Genomic DNA, 18662 nt, shown 5'->3' with positions numbered 1-18662 from the left:
ACCTATACAACGAGTGTTTGCGAGTCGTTTACCCGATTCGCGTCAGTCTGGCGCGGCACGGCTGCCACTAACGCCAGTTCGATAATTTCCTGCACGCTACAGCCTCGGGAGAGGTCGTGAAGCGGCGCGGCAAGTCCCTGAATGAGCGGCCCAACGGCGCGATAGCCGCCCAGCCGCTGGGCGATTTTGTAGCCAATATTGCCCGCCTCCAGCGATGGGAAGACCATCACGTTCGCATTGCCTTCAAGCGGGCTGGCGGGCGCTTTTTGCGCGGCGACATCCGGCACGAAAGCGGCATCAAACTGCAGTTCGCCGTCCACCATCAGCTGCGGCGCACGCTGGCGGACGATCTCGGTCGCCTGCTGTACGTTGGCAACATTAGGGTGGCGGGCGCTGCCGTTGCTTGAGAAAGACAGCATCGCGACGCGCGGCTCCTCGCCGGTAATGGCTCGCCAGGTGTCGGCGCTGGCGATAGCGATATCCGCCAGCTGCGCCGCCGTCGGTTGCGGCACTACGCTGCAATCGGCGAAGCCTAATGCCGGTCCGATGTACTGCGGCAGCATCAGGAAAATCGACGACAGCGTTTTGCAACCCGGCAGCAGGCCAATAATCCGCAATCCGGCGCGCAGCACGTTCGCCGTTGACGAAAGATTGCCAGCAATGCACACATCGGCCTTACCCGCGCTGACCATCGCGGCGGCGAACATCAGCGGGTCATTGAGTTTTTCCAGCGCATCCGGCGGCGTTTTCTCTCCGGCACGGGCCAGCCAGCGCTCGGCAAACGCTTCGCGCATGGACAGATTGCTGTGCGGGTCGATGACCTGAATACCGTCCATCGGCACGCGGTGGCTGAGCGCAAACTGGCGCAGAGCAAACGGACTGGCGACCAGAATCGGCCTTGCCAGCCCCTGCTGTTGCAGGTAGTGCGCGGCCTTCAGCACGCGAACATCCAGCGCGTCCGGAAAGACCACCCGAGCGGGTGAATGCAATGCAAGTTGGCGAGCACGTTCAATAATCATTGCTCCCCTCCCAGGCGTTGTTGTATTTGGCTAACGGTGAGCGGATGCTTCGTGACGCACAGAATCATCATCACGTAGACGGTACTGGAGAGGCGGTTTAGCGCTTGCAGAATGTCCGGGCGCAATACCTCAAAACTGCGGCTAATAAAGACCTGGGCGGCAACCGTTTCAGCCTCACGCACCTTGGTACGCAACAGATTCAGCAGCGCGGCATCCCGCCCGTGGCTGGCTTCCGGCACCAGATGATCGTGGTCGAGATAGCGCAGCGGCTGATGAGAAAGCCGGTGCAGCTCATCCTCGTTCAAGCCGACGATGGACTGCGCCGCCAGCGGTTCATCCATGGCGTCGGCGCGCATAATGTTGCCCAGACGCGAGCGAATATCCGCCAGCCACGGCTGCCACGGTTCCGCCAGTTCGATTTGCAGCCACACTGCCAGTGCGATAGTGCTATCGAGCACCGCGCGAAAGCCCAAACGCGGGTCGCTTTTGGCGACCATCTTGTCTGCCGTCAGATGGGTCAGCGTGTCGGGCTTTTTCACCACCGGCTGGCGACACAGCTCGCAGCACGCCTGCGGGTGCGTTTCGCTGCTGGTTAAGCCATGTACCGGCTGCGGCTGCTGTTGCTCATCATCAACAAACAGGCTTCCCTGCTCGTCGATAAACTTGATGCGCAGACGGCGGCTTTCCAGCAGTTCCCGAGCTGATGGCGTCAGGCGAGCATCGGCGGGCAGATGAATCTCTGCTCCTTCGCTGAGCGTGTGGTTTGCTCTGAGCCAGGCTTCGGTGATGAAATCTTTCATAGCGATTGCCAGTTCGCAGGCCAGGCAACGTACAGGAAGCGCACGCTCGACGGAGTGCCAAACTCGATGCTCGAACCTTTCGGGATGAACATCACGTCACCGGCTTTGGCAATCATGGTTTCGCCTTCATGGCGCACGTGCAGCTCGCCCTCCAGCACCATGTCAACCTCGTCGTAATTCAGCGTCCACGGGAAAAAAGCATTTTCCCACTGCATAAACCCGGCGGCCATGCTGCTGCCGTCCTGGTCGGTGACTAAGTCCGTTAAGCCGACGCAGTGCGGTTCAGCACCGTCGAAGCGGCCAAACTTGACGCTGCTGCCGTCAATGACTTTTACGCCACCTTTGCCGGTGACCGATTTAAAGCTGGGCTGCATATCGCCCTGCGCCAGCGACTGTTTCTCCTTCATCACCTTGTCCATCAACTGCGCGACCAGACTTTCGGTAAACTGTCCTTCCGGCAGCTGCGCGATGATGGTTTCACGAATGCGCTGGCTTTCGGTTTTCTCCTCTGCCACCGGTGCCGCCACCGCAGGTGTGGATTCATCGCATTCGGTAATGGCGACGCCCAGCAGATCCGCAACTTCGCGGGCCTCCGGGGTGATGATGCTGGCGCGCAGAACAATCGATATCTTCTGTTCACCACGTGCGTGGGCCGCACGAATATCGTTAGCTGTGATGAGTTTCTTCACCTGCCCCTTCCTCCTTTTGGCTGAGCTCTGTCAGATAATCCACTAGGTGCTGTACGCTTTGCGGGTCGTGGCCGTTGAGTTCAAAAATCGGCTCCTGAAACCCCATTGCGTGAAGTAACCGCCGCGTTGCGGCAACGTCGGCATCCGGCATATCCGTTTTGCTGATTGCGGCGATTTGTCGTTTACTGGTGCCGATATCCAACAGCCCGGCAGGTAAGCGACTCTCTTTGTCATTGGCTGCATGGACATAAATCAGCGTATCCACATCCTGTAGCGTGGTAATTAACGCGTGATACCAGCGCGGATGACTGAAATATTCCCCTGGCGTGTCGATATCGCCACTTTCATTAAATTCCACGGCCTGCGTTTTCCTGGCGAGGGAATAATTCCCCTGCAACGCGTTAAATAGCGTTGTTTTCCCCGCTCCCACCGTACCGACAAATGCAATACGTTTCATCGCCGCCTCTAATTAGCTTTTTGTTAACTCGCAGAGGGTATAATTTAATAATCTGCCCAGTCCGCTAACCGTCTGCAGTAGCGCCTCTTCTACCGCGCCAACCGAACCATAGATAACCAGCGCGCCGCTAAATCTGTCGAGAAAACCGATATGCACATCGGCGGCCTTCATCGCCAAATCACCAGCGATCATGGCGGTTTCTCCAGGGGTTAAGGTCATAATGCCGATAGCGCCGGATTCGGGAACGCCGATCTTTTTCGCCAGTTCCTCGCCAGGGTGCGCAATCAGATGCGCCAGCGTAACCTGCTTTCCTGGTACAAACTCCTGAATGATGCGTTCTTTATCCATGGCTCACTGCTCCGCTAAAATCTGGGCTCATGGTGACAAGATTTTGCTGGAGTAAATAACAAAATTCGGCAAGCTGATTTAAAAGGTGAGGTAGATCACTAAGAAAATAAAATAAAAATAAGGGCTAAAAATCAGGGTGAGGTGATTAATTAATGCGGGGAGAGTGCGCGTATAAAAAATGCCGCATGAAGGACTTCACGCGGCATTATCATTATTTTTCAAACTATTCTTTTGTCACCGCAGGAGCCTGATAGCCGCCCCCCAGTGATTTCATTAGCTGAATATTCTGGATAACCCGCTGGGTGTCCAGGATAAGCAGCGATATCTCTTCCGCCAGAACGGGAAGTCGGGCTTCGGTTGCCTGTAAGCGGCTTCCCAGACCACGTTTAAAGGCGGCCTCAGCGGCAGCCTGCGTATAGCGCATCGCCTCAACCCGGTCCAGTTGCATCCCACGTTCTTCATTCAGCGTCTGCAAACGCGTACCGTTAATCGCAACATCGCGCACGGCGTCGAGCACCTGTTGATTATAGCGTTCAATCATCATGTTACTGGCGGCCCGGGTGTGCTGCAGGTTGGCATTGAGACGCCCGCCATCGAACAGCGGCAGGCGCAAGCCAGGAATGAAGTTAATCTGCTTGCTGGTACTTTTAAACAGCTGGTCGAGATGAATTGCATCCAGGCCAAAGAACGCTTTGATATCGAAACTCGGATAGAACAACGCGCGAGCGGCATCCACCTGGCTTAGCGATGCCTGCACGTACCAGCGCATTGCCTGTAAATCAGGACGTCTGGCGAGCAATTCATACGAGAGCGTTGGTGGAAGACCGGTTTGTATCTGCGGCAAAGCAATCGGCTTAATATCAGGTAAATCGCTGGCACCGGCACCGATCAGCGCCCGCAGCGACTCACGCGTTTCTTTGATTTGCCCTTTTACCGCCGCGATCTGTTTGTCCACCGCCAGCATCTGCGCTCTGGCGCCGTGGTACGGCACCTTCGCTTCCAGCCCGTGGGCGACTTTGCTCTGGTGAGCTTTCACCGCGAAATCAATAACGTCACGAGTTTGTTGCAGCAGATCAAGCATCTGATAGCTGGCCTGCATGCTGTAATAAAGCTGCGCTACGCCAGCGCTGAGAGACAGCTCAACCGCCGCCGTCTCAGCAAGCGCGGCGTTTTGCGCGCCGATGGCCGCCGCAACGGCTGAACGATGCACGCCCCACAGATCAAGATCCAGACCGGCAAACAACCCCACCGTCGCTTCAGTGTAGTAAGGGCCATCCATACCGAGCTTTGGCGCATCCATCGCATAAGGGCTAAGGAAGCCGTTGGCCGAAACCCGTTGCCGGTTGACCATCCCTAATGCGGCAACCTGGAGCCGCGATCCGGCCTCTAACAGATCGGCCTGCGATTGTGCCTGCTCTTCGCGCAGTTTCGCCTCAGCCAGCGTATGCGAGCCGGAAAGCGTGCGCTGAATAAGATTGTCCAGCTGCGGATCGTTAAACTGACGCCACCATTGCGCCTGCGGCCACCCCTGGCTGGCGAGATGAATGTCATCGGCCAGTTTGATTTGATCGGGCTGAATAGACTGATGCTGGGCAGAATCTTTGCGTATCAGCGCGCAACCGGTGAGCGCTGTGGTGCTGGCAAGAATGCCGCAAAGTAGTAATCGCGGAAGGTTACTGGTCATAGTTGAGAGACTCCTTGCACCGGCTCTCTGGCTGGCGAGTGATCCGTGTGGGTCCAGTCGGGTAAACGGATCATCTGCTGCATGACGCATTGCTCCTGTTTGTCTAACCCGGATAATTTTTCCAAAGAGGAGGATGAGAGCGTGATATCAGGAGGTGAACTCGTGCCGCTCGTCAGGCCCTGCGCATATTTTTCTAACGCATCGGCAAAACGGGCCGCTCTCGCCTGCTGCGCTTCATCGTCCAGCATTCCGGCATGCTCCCAGCTCGTTTCCCAGGCATAAAGAATTTCTCGCCCCTGGTGAATAACCTGCTGGCCGTAATTAACCAGCCTGATGCGCTCATCGGCATCCAGATGACGCTCTAATGCCACCCGCTCGCAGATTTCCTCGCAGCCGCTGATGGTGGCCAGAAAACCGATGCGCAGTTGCAAATAGTTGCGCTGAGCCGCCGCATCCTGCGGGCGCGGAATACGCATCAGCTTACTGAGTATCCCCAGCGCACCCGCCAGCTTTTTCGGCAGCACGCCCGCTTCGCTTTCTGGCCAGATGAAGGTGTAGACAACGGCTGAAACCGCAGTACCAATCAGGATCCCGATAGCACGATCGCGTACTTCAACCAGGTCGTAGATCGGACCGAATGCGTTCTCAAGCGTTGCCAGTGCGAAAGTGACGACCATCTGCGTACCGATGTAGGACGAGCGTTCCGAGCCGGTGGCAATCCACGCGCCAAGCAGAAATATCGGTGTCAGAACGCACAATAATTCAACAATACCGTCTAGCCAGGGCATGATAAAAATCGTCACCAGCAGCGCTAACATTGCTCCACATAGCGCGCCGCCAAAGCGCAACACCATTTTCTGATACGACGAAGCAATACTGGCGTTCGCCACAATAATGCAGGTCAGCATACAGGTGTGGATGCCTTCCCAATCGACGCCGGAATAAAAGACATAGCAAATCATGCATGCCAGCAGCGTTTTCAGGGCATAGCGGATATAGACCGGGTTGGTAAACGCATCGGCAGCCATTGACGGCTGCTTCGCTGGCGGGGTTGGCGGCGTGTCGGGATCCATATGTCCCAGCTGTAGCAACATCTGGCAGAGCGTTTGCAGACCACACGCCTGCGCGACGGCACTCTCGTCAGCGCTGAGATGCCATTCACTACGCCAGGGTTCACCCTGAGCAATCACATTTTGCAGCCCGGCAATTTCACCGCGCAGCTTACTGATTAACTCGCCAGTTGCCTTGTTGCCGGGGATGGCCGAAATATCAAAGCGGTTAAGCGTGGCATATATCCAGGTCACCGTTGTGACACATGTCTGCCACCAGGCGCTTCTTGCGCGCCAGTCAGCATCATCAGCCATGCAAAAGACGTTAAGCTTTTGCAGAGCCAGCGCTTCTTTCTCAATGTTTTTTTCTGCCAGAGGCGGAACAGAGGACGTCAAATGGCTAACCGCGTCATCCAGCCTCTCACAAAGCGCCGTGCGCATCTGCTGAACCGCCCGGCTGGGAAACCACAAAACGCCGGTCAGCACCATCAGCAAGGTGGGATAGAGGCCAACCACGATACACCACAGCGTTAAACGCAGTACGATATCCGGATAATCGAGCATCCCCGGAAAGGTTTGGCCATATACCGCCACAATGGCAACGGCGAAAAAGACCAGGCCCAGGCGATGGGTGCGCATCATAAACATGCTTCCCAACACAATCAGGCTGGCAATACCCATGCGTAGTAACGGATAGCTGTAGGTCCATTTGTAGATCAGCAGCAGGCTGCAAATTTCAAGCACGGTGGCGACCACAAACAGAATCGCCACAAATTTGGTATAAAAGGCGTTGGACTGAATACCGTAAAACAGCACCGCCAGCGATATTGCCAGGAATGGGATTTCAAAGGTCATTGAAACCACCACCACCACCAGGCAATTCACCCATAGCAGCATCGTCTGATGGGTCCGCCCCGGACGCCGCTCGCTTAGCTCCTCATGAAAGAATGCCAGCAGCCGAACCCATGACATCGGTAAATAATTGAGGGCGCGCATTATTGCGGCTCGAGCGTTGCGACAGCCGAAGCGCCAATACGAAACATCTCTGCGTCCGGTTTATCCACCATAATTTTCACCGGAAAACGCTGTGCCACGCGGACCCAGTTAATTGAGCGGGATACGTGCGGTAATCCTCCCAGCACAATGCCGCCATCATCGGGCAGCACCCCGTAGCCAATCGAATCCACTTTCCCCTGGAAGGTTCTGCCAGAATCGCTCATCAAATGAATAGTCGCGGGAACGCCCGGACGAATATTTTTTAGGTCCGTCTCGCGAAAATTAGCGATGACATACCACTGGCGTGTGTCGATCAGGGTAAATACGGGCTTCATTGCTGAAGCAAACTGGCCTACGGACGTTTTCAGAGAAACAATCCGTCCATCAAAAGGTGCACGAACAATCGTCATATCCAGATAGAGCTTAGTCAGGGCGATATCAGCCTGTACAACCTCACGCTGGGCTACCAGTGCGTCAACTCCGCTCACGGCGCTGGCCGCCTGCTGTGCCTGGAGTAAAATAGCATTGAGATCGGCCGCGGCGGCCCGCTGCGCCGTTCTGGCGCGGTCAACATCTTCCGCCGAGACAAAGCCTTCCGATAACAAAGGCTCGGTGCGGCGCAATGTATCGCCCGCCTGTTTTGCCGCGGCGCGCGCTTTTGCAACTGCCGCCTGAACGGAATCAGCACCGTATTTTTGTGCATCGACGCTGCGCTGGGTCAGCATAATCTGCTTATCAAGCGCGGCAAGCGCGGCTTCCGCCTTCGCCAGATTGGCTTGATACTGGCGCGGATCGATGCGGAAAAGCAGATCCCCCTGCTTGACCGGCTGGTTATCTTTTACCGCCAGCTCGACAATGCGCCCACTGACTTCGGGTACAACGTCAATGGTATCCGCAGCGGCATAGGCATCATTTGTTGACGGCGAACTGTCCACTCGCCAAATCACAAACACCAACACGACCAACGTCAGTAGTACCAGAATCAAGGCCGGAATTTTTTTACCCGGCGATTTTTTCAGTGAACTTTCCATGAGGGCATCTCAACATGAATTAAAAAAATACCAGCCAGAACAGCATGGAGTAGAGGACAAAAAGGCTGGTATACACAATAGCGGGGAATCCCGGCCGTATATTTCTGTAAGTAACCAATCGCCGGGTGAGCAATGTCAGAAGAACGCCCATAATAATGCAAAATAGCCAACCAGGATAATAGGCGCCGATAACGGGAATAGCGGGCGACAGAGTACATCCTGTTAATAATATCGCTGGCGTAAGCCAGAAAAATCTTTCTATTTGCGTCACAATACGGGATTTAAATGTTTGCATAATGAAATACATCCTGTTTATTGCGAACAATATCCTGAGTGAATATAAAAATATCTTAAGAAGGTAAAAGTATCGCTATCCATTACTGATAGTAAACTCTTTTATCAACTCACCGCATTCATAACTTATATTTTCCATCTATTATTTAATCAAAAACATTCAACAACCAAATGATTAAATATTTTAAACAACTCACAGCCAACTTCTCTCCCCATGATATTACCGCCCTATAGTGCCATAATGGACAATATCGGCATGTATTATTCTGAATTTACGTTTCGGCCTCAATAAACTCTCAGGTGATATGGTTGAATGTTATTACTACCAATAGACGCATTGCCTGCCGCCAGCTCCAAATGATGTGGCGCAGAGCATTGGAAATAGTTTTTAAGGGTCAGCGTAATATGTCTCAAAATATATCAACCCGTGCTTTTCATGCTATGGCGAAACCCAGCGGGTCGGACTGCAACCTGAACTGCGCTTACTGCTTCTATCTCGAAAAACACGCGTTATATGACGATGTTCCACAACCTCGTATGAATGATGCAATGCTGGAGCATTATGTCCGCGATTATATTGCCTCATGCGATCCAAAGTCAGAGGTGGCATTCACCTGGCAAGGTGGCGAGCCGACGCTACTGGGACTGGATTTTTACCGCCGCGCTGTCGCCCTTCAGGTCCAATATGGTGCCGGACGGCAGATCAGCAATAGTTTTCAAACCAACGGCGTGCTGTTAGATGATGAGTGGTGCGAGTTTTTTGTACGCCATAATTTCCTGATTGGCTTATCGCTGGACGGGCCTGAGGATATTCATAACGAATACCGCCTGACGAAGGGTGGCCGCCCGACGCACAAGCTAGTGATGCGTGCTTTAGCGCGGCTTCAGCAGCATGGAGTGCAGTATAACGTGCTGGCCTGCGTGAATCACCACAGCGCCCAGCAGCCGGAGAAAGTGTACGAATTCCTCGTCTCCAGCGGCATCGAGTTTATTCAGTTCATCCCCGTCGTCGAGCGTCTGGCCGATGCGTCAGCGCAGCAGTCCGGCCTGACGCTACGCTCGCCCGGCGAAGCCTGCGGGACGTTGACAGCATGGTCGGTACAACCTGACGATTATGGTGCATTTCTTTGTCACGTTTTTGACCGCTGGGTTAAGCGTGATGTAGGTAAAATTTATGTCATGAATATTGAGTGGGCATTCGCCAGCTTTGTCGGCGCGCCCGGTGCGGTCTGCCATCACCAGCCAACCTGCGGCCGTTCCGTGGTTGTCGAGCATAATGGCGACGTTTATGCCTGCGATCATTACGTCTACCCGCAATATCATTTAGGCAATATCTGCGAGCAAACCTTTGCAACAATGTTGGACTCGGCAAAACAGGTTGATTTCGGTAAAGATAAATACGCCACTCTGCCCAATCAGTGCCGACAGTGTTCGGTGCTAAAAGCCTGCTGGGGCGGATGTCCAAAGCATCGTTTTGCGTTAACCGAGGAAGGCAAACCGGGATTGAATTATTTGTGTGCCGGGTTTCGCCGCTATTTCCAGCACTTACCGCCATACCTGAAGGCGATGGCCGATCTGATGGCGATGGGCCGCCCGGCCAGCGATATTATGCATGCCCATTTACACCATCGCAGAACAGAGAAATAAAATAACCGGCTTCATAAGAAGCCGATTATCCACTGAATACAACTTAGAGTTTAATCTGCACTTTAGGCGGGTATTTTTTCAGAATTTCCATGTAGTTATGGACTTCATCCTGCAAAGGTACCCCCATCGGAATATGGCGTACGCCGACGCTTTCATCTTCCTGCGGATTGGTATAGAGGTTAAATATCATGGTCCCCGCCGTTTTCATAATTGCGCCGGTAAACCCGCCCTGATAGCCGGTTTGCGTGAAGGCGAAAGGCTGCTGGATAAGCAGATGATATTTAAATTCATCGATACGAACCGCCGAAAGCTCGCCATTGAGGAAGTAGTGTTCTGCTTTACGGTTTGACTGTCCGTCTTTACCGATAAAGAAAGATGCCTGGTCAACACCATCAATAAAGGTTTTTTCAGGCACCAGCTTCGCCAGCTCCGCGCCCGGATGGCCTGCCAGTGAAAGACTGGTCGGGAACAAATCCGCCAAATCCACAATCCCGTCGGATCTACGCGGTTGGATCATTCCCTTCCAGTAAACAAACGTCGGCACGCGCACCCCGCCCTCCCACGTTGAGCCTTTCGCGCCACGGAACGGCGTGCGACCATGTGGCGGCACTTCCGCTTCCGGGCCGTTATCGGAGGTGAAGACGATCAGCGTATTATCCAGTTGCCCGCTGGTCTCCAGCGCTTTGTACAGGTTGGCAAAGACGTCATTCATCTCCACCATACAATCGCTGTAGGAAGTACGCGCTGGCGAGCGCCCGGCATAATGGGCATTCGGATAGTTGTCAAAATGGCAGCCGCGCGTTCCGTAATACAAGAAGAACGGCTTATCTTTTTTCGCCATGCTGTTGATAAACTCAACGCCGTACTTCATCCAACGCTGGTCCAGATCTTCCATATACTTCGGCGTGATTTCGGCTACAGCTTCCTGCTTGCCTCCGCGTACCGCATGGACATCATTTTTATCGAACGGCAGATTCTGAATATACTGGCTACGGGCAGGACTTAGCGCCACTTCCGGGTTCACATTCGGATCGCGCCATTCGGTGTACATATCGGAAACGGAGTTAAAACCGCGAAAATCGTCAAAACCGACGTTTTGCGGCTGCGAACCGGTATTCTCGCCCATGTGCCATTTACCGATGGCCTGAGTGATATAGCCTTGATCGTGCAGCAGTTGCGGCAGCGTGGTCAATCCCTCAAGACCGCCAGGCATACCGTACATCGGCGGCATTAAAATTCCGTGGTGAACGGAGTATTGCCCGGTCATGATCGTCGCACGAGTTGGAGAGGAACTCGGCTGCGAATAGGCCGACGTCAGGACTAATCCCTGATTCGCGACGGCATCGATATCCGGCGTCGGGTTACCCACGGCCTCCCCTCCTCCGTTAAAACCGACATCCATCCAGCCGACATCATCAAGAATGAACACCACAATATTAGGCTTTTTGCCCGTTTTCTTTTCTAACTCGGCCAGCTTCTGCCGCGTATCTTTATCCTGCGCAGGGTGGGACATGACCGGCATCAAGTTGTCAGCAATTCTTGTCGCTGGCGTAACAAGATATTGATTGGGATGGTCGTAACCTGCATGTCCATTTTGGGAAGTCGCAACGGCAGGGGTATCTGCCGCGCTGGCGGTAAATGGGATCGCTGCGGCAATAGCTATTGCAAGCAGCCTCGGAGAAAATGCTAATTCCATAAAGATAAGCTCCCTAATTTTTTATTCCCCAATGGGGATGAGACAATAGCCATGCTAAATAGTAACTTTAGCCATACCTACGTCATGACTCGCTGGTTATTTTTGAATTCAATGTAACGGTACCAGTTACATTTAAAATTACTGGCAAAACGTTGGAAATCATCATGATTTCAGTTACACCATTTCAATACTACCCCGATATCACCTTTGTAAATGCTATTAAGTTAGCAATTCCTTCTGGCCATCAATACAAGCATCAACGCTGTGAATAAAATCATTTCACCCTCTACAGAACCGATCTGCCGAATTTTAACAATCGCCATATAATTAATTGTATTTAAATGAATTCCATCACCAACCATAACCTACGCATTTCATATAAAATACAAAAATAATATAATCGATGAATATATTATTAAAATTTCCTTACAAATAATCCGATAAAAGACCATTTCACAAAAAATGAAAAATAAATTAAAGAGATGAATTTCGTGTTATCTAATGAATAAAAGACGGGATGATTAATATCGCGCATTGATAAAATCAAGATTTGAATAATGATAAAATCAAAGGAAACGAGAAGTGAAGTACAGGTGCGGGAGAGTTCCCGCACCTGTATATATTACAGCGGCTGAGTTTGTGCTTCGACAACCGCCAGTGCGACCATATTCACAATGCGGCGTACCGAGGCAATAGGTGTCAGAATATGCACCGGCTTCGCCACGCCCATTAACACCGGACCGACTGTGACGCCTTCGGAGCTGGAGACGCGAAGTAGGTTGTAACTAATACGCGCCGCTTCCATATTCGGCATGACCAGGATATTCGCCGAGCCTTTCAGCGGGCTGTCCGGCATCCGGTCGTTACGAATGCTTTCCACCAGCGCAGCATCACCATGCATTTCACCATCGATCATCAAATCCGGCGCACGCGCTTTCACCAGCTCCAGCGCCTGGCGCATTTTGCTGGCGGATGGGCAATCCGACGAACCGAAGTTCGAGTGCGACAGCAGCGCCACCCGCGGTTCGATACCAAAACGACGTACGCTCTCTGCCGCCATCAGCGCAATTTCAGCAATCTGCTCTGGCGACGGGTCGTGGTTAACATAGGTATCGGCGATAAAAGTGTTGCCGCTCGGCAACAGCAGCGCGTTCATCGCTCCGGCGGTATGGACACCATCACGGTAGCCAAACAACGGCTTAATGACGTGGAAATGCTCGTGGTAATCACCAATGGTGCCACAAATCATTCCGTCCGCTTCTCCACGCTGTACCATAATTGCGCCGATGGCGGTGGTGTTGCTGATCATCTCACGCTGCGCCTGCTCTTGCGTAATACCGTTGCGTTTCATCAGGCCGTAGTATTCCTGCCAGTACTCTTTAAAACGCGGATCGGACTCGTTGTTGACGATTTCAAAATCGACGCCCGGTTTAATCTGCAGGCCCAGCTTCTGAACGCGCATCTCAATGACGCTCGGACGACCAATCAGAATTGGCTTTGCCAGCCCCAGCGTCACCAGCTCCTGCGTCGCATGCAGCACGCGGTTATCTTCCCCTTCCGCCAGCACGATACGCTTCGGCTCTTTACGCGCCTGCGAGAAAATCGGCTTCATAAACAGGTTGGTTTTGTAGACGAACTCGCTCAGCTTCTCGACGTAGGCATCAAAATCGGCAATCGGACGCGTGGCAACGCCGGAGTCCATCGCTGCTTTCGCCACCGCTGGCGCGATCTTGACGATCAGGCGCGGGTCGAACGGTTTCGGAATGATGTATTCCGCACCGAAGCTCAAATCCTGATCGCCGTAGGCTGAAGCGACAACTTCGCTCTGTTCGGCATGAGCCAGCTCGGCAATCGCGTTCACCGCCGCCAGCTTCATCTCTTCGTTAATTGCCGTCGCACCGACGTCCAACGCCCCGCGGAAGATGAACGGGAAGCACAATACGTTGTTAACCTGGTTCGGATAGTCGGAGCGACCGGTGCAGATAATGGCGTCGGAGCGCACCTCTTTCGCCAGCGGCGGCAGAATTTCCGGCTCCGGATTAGCCAGCGCCAGAATCATCGGCGCGCGGGCCATCTTCTTGACCATCTCCTGAGTCAGCACTTTCGGACCCGAGCAGCCAAGGAAAATATCCGCCTCCTCAATCACGTCATCCAGCGTGCGTTTACCGCTGTCTTCCACCGCGTAAGCCGCTTTGGTTTCCGCCATGTTCGGCTCGCGGCCTTTGTAGATAACCCCTTTCGAGTCGCACACCACAATGTTGTGCTTCTGCATCCCCAGCGCCACCAGCAGGTTCATACAGGCAATCGCCGCCGCGCCTGCGCCGGAAACCACCATCCGCACATCGGAGATGTTTTTCTCTACCACCCGCAGGCCGTTAAGGATTGCGGCGGTACTGATAATCGCCGTGCCGTGCTGATCGTCATGGAAGACGGGAATATTCATGCGCTCGCGCAGTTTTTGCTCGATGTAGAAGCACTCCGGCGCTTTGATATCTTCCAGGTTAATGCCGCCAAAGGTCGGCTCCAGAGCCGCAACGACGTTGATAAATTTGTCCGGGTCCAGTTCATCGACCTCAATATCGAAAACATCGATACCGGCGAATTTTTTAAACAGAACGCCTTTGCCTTCCATCACCGGCTTGCCGGCCAGTGCACCGATATTGCCAAGTCCCAGAACCGCCGTGCCGTTAGAGACCACCGCAACAAGGTTGCCACGCGCGGTATATTTGTAGGCCGCCAGCGGATCTTTTTCGATTTCCAGACACGGGGCGGCAACGCCCGGCGAGTAGGCCAGAGCCAGGTCACGCTGAGTCGCGAGCGGTTTAGTTGGGGAAACCTGGATTTTTCCGGGAACAGGGAATTCATGGAAGTCGAGGGCGCTTTGTTTTAACTGCTCATCCATTTTATCTTTCCTTTCACATATCGATCGTAGGGGTGAAGCGTAATGGCGTATCGGATGTTCACCCTAAAGGGCCACCTAGTATCTCGCCTGACGGCTTCGTAAACTTTGAACACCGCCAAACTCTCGCCAAAACAAAGTTATATTTGTTATCGATTTATAATGTTTATGTAACTTAGATTCGGAAGCAATGATAGCCCCATCTGCTATGCTTTTTAGTTATGCAACTCATCAACCTCTCTATCCTAAGCCAATAAAAACTCATGCAACGTATTGTTTCAGGAGCACATTATGTCCCGTAGAGAACTTGCCAACGCCATCCGCGCCCTGAGTATGGATGCTGTCCAGAAAGCCAACTCCGGCCACCCCGGCGCGCCGATGGGCATGGCCGATATCGCAGAGGTGCTGTGGAACGATTTTCTTAAGCACAACCCTGAGAACCCCCACTGGTACGATCGCGATCGCTTTATCCTCTCCAACGGTCACGCTTCGATGCTGCTCTACAGCCTGTTGCATCTGACGGGCTATGACTTACCCATTGCGGAGTTGAAAAACTTCCGTCAACTGCACTCAAAAACCCCAGGCCATCCGGAAATTGGCTATACCCCAGGCGTTGAAACCACCACCGGGCCGCTGGGTCAGGGGCTGGCGAATGCCGTTGGTCTGGCGATCGCCGAGCGCACGCTGGCCGCCCAGTTTAATCAGCCAGGACACGAGATTGTCGATCACTTCACTTATGTTTTTATGGGAGATGGTTGCCTGATGGAGGGGATCTCCCACGAGGTGTGTTCGCTGGCAGGCACGCTGGGGTTAGGCAAGCTGATCGGCTTCTACGATCACAACGGCATCTCCATTGATGGCGAAGTTAAAGGCTGGTTTACCGATGACACAGCAAAACGCTTCGAAGCCTACCACTGGCATGTGGTGCATGAAATCGACGGCCACGATCCGGAAGCGGTGAAAAAAGCTATTCTGGAAGCCCAGAGCGTGAAAGATAAACCGTCGCTGATTATCTGCCGGACGGTGATTGGCTTTGGTTCGCCAAATAAAGCCGGCAAAGAAGAGGCCCACGGCGCGGCGCTGGGCGAACAGGAAGTGGCGCTGGCGCGGCAGAAGCTGGGTTGGCACCATCCCGCTTTTGAAATCCCCAAAGAAATTTACCGTGCCTGGGACGCCCGCGAAAAAGGCGAAAAGGCGCAGAAAAACTGGCAAGAGAAGTTTGCCGCATACCAAAAATCCTGGCCGGACCTGGCGGCCGAGTTTACGCGTCGCATGAGCGGCGGTCTGCCTGACTCCTGGAATGAAACTACGCAGAAATATATTGCCGACCTACAGGCCAATCCGGCAAAAATCGCCACCCGTAAAGCATCACAAAACACCCTAAATATTTACGGTCCGCTGCTGCCGGAACTGCTCGGTGGTTCGGCGGATCTCGCGCCAAGTAACCTGACCATCTGGAAAGGTTCTACCTCGCTAAAAGAAGATCTGGCGGGCAACTACATTCACTACGGGGTGCGCGAATTCGGCATGACGGCGATTGCCAACGGCATCGCGCATCATGGTGGGTTTGTCCCCTATACCGCTACCTTCCTGATGTTTGTCGAATATGCCCGCAACGCGGCGCGGATGGCGGCGTTGATGAAAGCGCGGCAAATCATGGTTTATACCCACGATTCTATTGGACTTGGTGAGGATGGCCCAACTCACCAGGCGGTGGAACAGCTTGCCAGCCTGCGCCTGACGCCGAATTTCAGCACCTGGAGACCGTGCGATCAGGTGGAAGCCGCAGTAGCGTGGAAACTGGCGGTAGAGCGTCACAACGGACCAACTGCGCTCATTCTCTCACGACAAAATCTGGCGCAAATGGCGCGTACGCCGGAGCAGGTGCAGAACATCGCCCGCGGCGGCTACGTACTGAAGGACGCAGGCGGCAAGCCGGATCTGATCCTGATAGCCACCGGTTCGGAAGTGGAGATAACTGTCCTGGCAGCGGAGAAGCTGCTCGCCAACGGGGTGAACGTTCGTGTCGTCTCCCTGCCGTCAACCGATGTGTTTGATGCCCAGGACGAGGCGTATCGGGAATCGGTCCTGCCATCGGGCGTAGAAGCTCGCGTCGCCGTCGAGGCTGGGATCGCCGACTACTGGTATAAATACGTTGGTTTGAAAGGCAAGGTTGTCGGTATGACCGGCTTTGGCGAGTCGGCTCCGGCGGATGACCTCTTCCCGTTCTTCGGCTTTACCGTTGATCATATCGTCAGCGTGGGAGATGAATTACAGAACGGGTTTCACCGTTGAGCATCTTGTCAGCGTGGCGGCTGCGCAACTGAACGGGTAACCCATAAAGTGGGCCAGGCGTCTGGCCCCTGCCAGTTATCGCATTGCGGCTGCCGGGCGTAGCGCACAAGGCTAAACCGCTGGCCGTCATAGCGCCAGCGCGTTTGCGTCCCGCAGTCGCCGGGCGCACGCCCTTTATCCAGCGTCACCAGCTCCTGGTGCCGATCGTCATAGCTGGCGTTAACTAGTTCAATCGCGCGGGGCGCATCGCCGGGGGGCTGGAAAGGCAGCGTCAGGCGTAGCGGGCGGGCAATAAATGGACGCTGGCGCGACACCAGCCAGGCCAACCAGATGGTATTGTAAGCGCCCGCTTCACAACTGGTCATCAGCAGAACTTTATCGTCGGTCAGCGCGGCAACCCGAACCTCGCGGCGAAACGGGTCCAGTGAACAGGCGCTGTTATTCATTCGTTCGTTACCGTAATCCATCAGATCGTTAAGCTCATCACGGCTGAGGGGCGATTGCGTCATATCCACTTTCGCTACCGTCCGCAGCGCAGGCGCTGGCGGAACGCTGAGCGGCGGCTCTTCTCCCTTACCAATCCACGCCGTTTCGCTACCCACCCGCTTTTGTCGGTTATCAATAAACAACAAAGCGGCCTTCAGCCCCTGCAGAGAAATCTTCTGCAGGCCATTTTCGAGGGTAATCGCCTGCGCTTCCTGCACTTGTTGCAGGAAGGCATCAATGGTGACGCTATCGTCGGTTTTAAGGAGCTTATCGGCAATCTGCCAGTGTTCATCGCCCAACGTCAGGGACTGACCGTCGAGGAGAAGACGAGGCGCAATCGGCGCCAGGGTAGCAACCGGATTGCCCACGCCGCCAAGTTCGATGCGCAGGCTGGCGTTGGTGGCCGCTCCGGCGCTGCGAGTGAGGGTCATTACCAGCCCATGATGTAACCCAACGTTGCGGGCGACGCAGAAGTTTTGATTATTGCAGGTTACCATCCAGTCGCTAAAGAGCTGTTGCGCCGGCGCCGCCCACGCCAACGAAGTCGGTAGCAAACCGAAAAGCAGGAACAAAATAACCCGATACAACATGAGCGGCACGACCCCGGTGAGAACACGATTAACAGCGGTTATGTTCACCAGAGGCGAGCTTTTACTCAATCGGATTTATCAGATATCCCGCGTCATCAGCCCGGAAGTTTGCAAATATTGCAGGAGGATCACCGCTTTGCCATCACGTATTTCCCCATTCGCCACCATCTCCAGCGCCTGGCTGAAAGGCAGCTCAAGCACGTCAATCTCTTCATCATCAACCCCGCCGCCATCGGTAGCCCGCTGGGCATCGCTGTATTCAGCGATAAAGAAGTGGATAAGCTCGGTGACGCCACCGGGGGACATATACAGCTCGAACAGTTTACGAACTTCGCCGACCTCAAAGCCGGTCTCTTCGATAGCTTCTTTGCGCACGCACACTTCTGGCTCGTCGTTATCCAACAGCCCAGCGCAGGTCTCAATCAACATGCCGTCTTCGTTGCCGTTTACCCAGGTCGCGACGCGAAACTGGCGCACCAGGACCACGCTCTGCTTGCGGCGGTTATAGAGCATGATGGTAGCACCGTTGCCGCGGTCATAGACCTCACGCTTATGGCGAACCACGCTGCCGTCGCTACGCGTCAGCTCGTAGGTCATATTGCGTAACACGAACCAGTTTTCGGAGAGAATTTTATCTTTGATAACGTTGATATTGAGTGACATACGGGCCCCACGGCATGAA

At 54.0% G+C, this 18662-nt stretch carries 14 protein-coding genes and 1 pseudogene; 2 read left to right on the top strand and 13 right to left on the bottom strand.

The genetic code is table 11. The annotated features are described in order from the left end of the window. Positions 1–2: 2 nt before the first annotated feature. The 9 genes from pta to AC07P6_RS08460 all read right to left on the bottom strand — a co-directional run bounded on the left by pta (position 3) and on the right by AC07P6_RS08460 (position 8368). Complete coding sequence (gene pta, locus AC07P6_RS08500) at positions 3–1019, bottom strand: phosphate acetyltransferase (protein WP_181485373.1); 1017 nt, start codon at positions 1017–1019, stop codon at positions 3–5. Continuing rightward, the gene (eutT, locus tag AC07P6_RS08495; protein WP_182207516.1) at positions 1016–1819 is read right to left on the bottom strand and encodes an ethanolamine utilization cob(I)yrinic acid a,c-diamide adenosyltransferase EutT; all 804 of its coding nucleotides are present in this window, start codon (positions 1817–1819) and stop codon (positions 1016–1018) included. The genes pta and eutT overlap by 4 nt, the downstream gene beginning before the upstream one ends. Further along, complete coding sequence (gene eutQ, locus AC07P6_RS08490) at positions 1816–2508, bottom strand: ethanolamine utilization acetate kinase EutQ (RefSeq protein WP_142513059.1); 693 nt, start codon at positions 2506–2508, stop codon at positions 1816–1818. The genes eutT and eutQ overlap by 4 nt, the downstream gene beginning before the upstream one ends. Then, the gene (eutP, locus tag AC07P6_RS08485; protein WP_110272168.1) at positions 2486–2965 is read right to left on the bottom strand and encodes an ethanolamine utilization acetate kinase EutP; all 480 of its coding nucleotides are present in this window, start codon (positions 2963–2965) and stop codon (positions 2486–2488) included. Before eutP ends, eutQ begins: the two co-directional genes overlap by 23 nt. 12 nt (positions 2966–2977) lie before the next feature. Further along, positions 2978–3313, bottom strand: a complete 336-nt coding sequence (gene eutS / locus AC07P6_RS08480) for an ethanolamine utilization microcompartment protein EutS (RefSeq protein ID WP_110272167.1) — start codon at positions 3311–3313, stop codon at positions 2978–2980. A 223-nt stretch (positions 3314–3536) separates the two neighbouring features. Continuing rightward, positions 3537–4997: an MdtP family multidrug efflux transporter outer membrane subunit gene (locus AC07P6_RS08475; RefSeq protein ID WP_478316028.1), complete on the bottom strand. Its 1461-nt coding sequence runs from the start codon at positions 4995–4997 to the stop codon at positions 3537–3539. Further along, positions 4994–7042, bottom strand: a complete 2049-nt coding sequence (gene mdtO, locus AC07P6_RS08470) for a multidrug efflux transporter permease subunit MdtO (RefSeq protein WP_478316027.1) — start codon at positions 7040–7042, stop codon at positions 4994–4996. The genes AC07P6_RS08475 and mdtO overlap by 4 nt, the downstream gene beginning before the upstream one ends. Further along, the gene (gene mdtN / locus AC07P6_RS08465; RefSeq protein ID WP_182240267.1) at positions 7042–8073 is read right to left on the bottom strand and encodes a multidrug transporter subunit MdtN; all 1032 of its coding nucleotides are present in this window, start codon (positions 8071–8073) and stop codon (positions 7042–7044) included. Before mdtN ends, mdtO begins: the two co-directional genes overlap by 1 nt. Positions 8074–8092: 19 nt before the next feature. Then, positions 8093–8368, bottom strand: coding sequence for a YtcA family lipoprotein (locus tag AC07P6_RS08460; RefSeq protein WP_478316026.1), 276 nt, complete (start codon positions 8366–8368; stop codon positions 8093–8095). A gap of 404 nt (positions 8369–8772) precedes the next feature. Between AC07P6_RS08460 and AC07P6_RS08455 the strand changes: the two genes are divergently transcribed. Next, positions 8773–10014 (top strand): anaerobic sulfatase maturase, encoded by a 1242-nt coding sequence (locus AC07P6_RS08455; protein WP_478316025.1) that lies wholly within the window; start codon positions 8773–8775, stop codon positions 10012–10014. 43 nt (positions 10015–10057) lie between these two features. Here the strand turns inward: AC07P6_RS08455 and AC07P6_RS08450 are convergent, their stop codons facing one another. Together AC07P6_RS08450 and maeB are read right to left on the bottom strand one after the other, a co-directional pair. Then, the gene (locus AC07P6_RS08450; protein ID WP_478316024.1) at positions 10058–11710 is read right to left on the bottom strand and encodes a sulfatase-like hydrolase/transferase; all 1653 of its coding nucleotides are present in this window, start codon (positions 11708–11710) and stop codon (positions 10058–10060) included. A gap of 622 nt (positions 11711–12332) precedes the next feature. After that, positions 12333–14612, bottom strand: a complete 2280-nt coding sequence (gene maeB / locus AC07P6_RS08445; protein WP_110272161.1) for an NADP-dependent oxaloacetate-decarboxylating malate dehydrogenase — start codon at positions 14610–14612, stop codon at positions 12333–12335. A gap of 288 nt (positions 14613–14900) precedes the next feature. On the opposite strand from maeB, the gene tkt reads away from it, so the two are divergent. Continuing rightward, positions 14901–16904, top strand: a complete 2004-nt coding sequence (gene tkt, locus AC07P6_RS08440; protein WP_478316023.1) for a transketolase — start codon at positions 14901–14903, stop codon at positions 16902–16904. A gap of 8 nt (positions 16905–16912) precedes the next feature. On the opposite strand, the gene AC07P6_RS08435 is transcribed toward tkt, so the two are convergent. After that, a complete protein-coding gene (locus tag AC07P6_RS08435) occupies positions 16913–17980 on the bottom strand; it encodes a DUF1176 domain-containing protein (protein ID WP_478316022.1) in 1068 nt (355 codons plus the stop codon). Positions 17981–18045: 65 nt separating this feature from the next. Next, positions 18046–18643 (bottom strand): annotated as a pseudogene (nudK, locus tag AC07P6_RS08430) (GDP-mannose pyrophosphatase NudK). Positions 18644–18662: the final 19 nt, after the last annotated feature.

The organism is Klebsiella sp. GFKo11, assembly GCF_056490265.1.
Note: the sequence above shows the minus strand (reverse complement) of the source record. Positions and strands in the feature narration are given on the sequence as shown.

Coding starts and splice junctions, on each gene's coding strand:
- AC07P6_RS08475 (WP_478316028.1), bottom strand. CDS start 4,997: ATGACCAGTAACCTTCCGCGATTACTACTTTGCGGCATTCTTGCCAGC.
- eutS (WP_110272167.1), bottom strand. CDS start 3,313: ATGGATAAAGAACGCATCATTCAGGAGTTTGTACCAGGAAAGCAGGTT.
- AC07P6_RS08460 (WP_478316026.1), bottom strand. CDS start 8,368: ATGCAAACATTTAAATCCCGTATTGTGACGCAAATAGAAAGATTTTTC.
- AC07P6_RS08450 (WP_478316024.1), bottom strand. CDS start 11,710: ATGGAATTAGCATTTTCTCCGAGGCTGCTTGCAATAGCTATTGCCGCA.
- eutT (WP_182207516.1), bottom strand. CDS start 1,819: ATGAAAGATTTCATCACCGAAGCCTGGCTCAGAGCAAACCACACGCTC.
- tkt (WP_478316023.1), top strand. CDS start 14,901: ATGTCCCGTAGAGAACTTGCCAACGCCATCCGCGCCCTGAGTATGGAT.
- AC07P6_RS08435 (WP_478316022.1), bottom strand. CDS start 17,980: ATGTTGTATCGGGTTATTTTGTTCCTGCTTTTCGGTTTGCTACCGACT.
- mdtO (WP_478316027.1), bottom strand. CDS start 7,042: ATGCGCGCCCTCAATTATTTACCGATGTCATGGGTTCGGCTGCTGGCA.
- mdtN (WP_182240267.1), bottom strand. CDS start 8,073: ATGGAAAGTTCACTGAAAAAATCGCCGGGTAAAAAAATTCCGGCCTTG.
- pta (WP_181485373.1), bottom strand. CDS start 1,019: ATGATTATTGAACGTGCTCGCCAACTTGCATTGCATTCACCCGCTCGG.
- maeB (WP_110272161.1), bottom strand. CDS start 14,612: ATGGATGAGCAGTTAAAACAAAGCGCCCTCGACTTCCATGAATTCCCT.
- eutP (WP_110272168.1), bottom strand. CDS start 2,965: ATGAAACGTATTGCATTTGTCGGTACGGTGGGAGCGGGGAAAACAACG.
- AC07P6_RS08455 (WP_478316025.1), top strand. CDS start 8,773: ATGTCTCAAAATATATCAACCCGTGCTTTTCATGCTATGGCGAAACCC.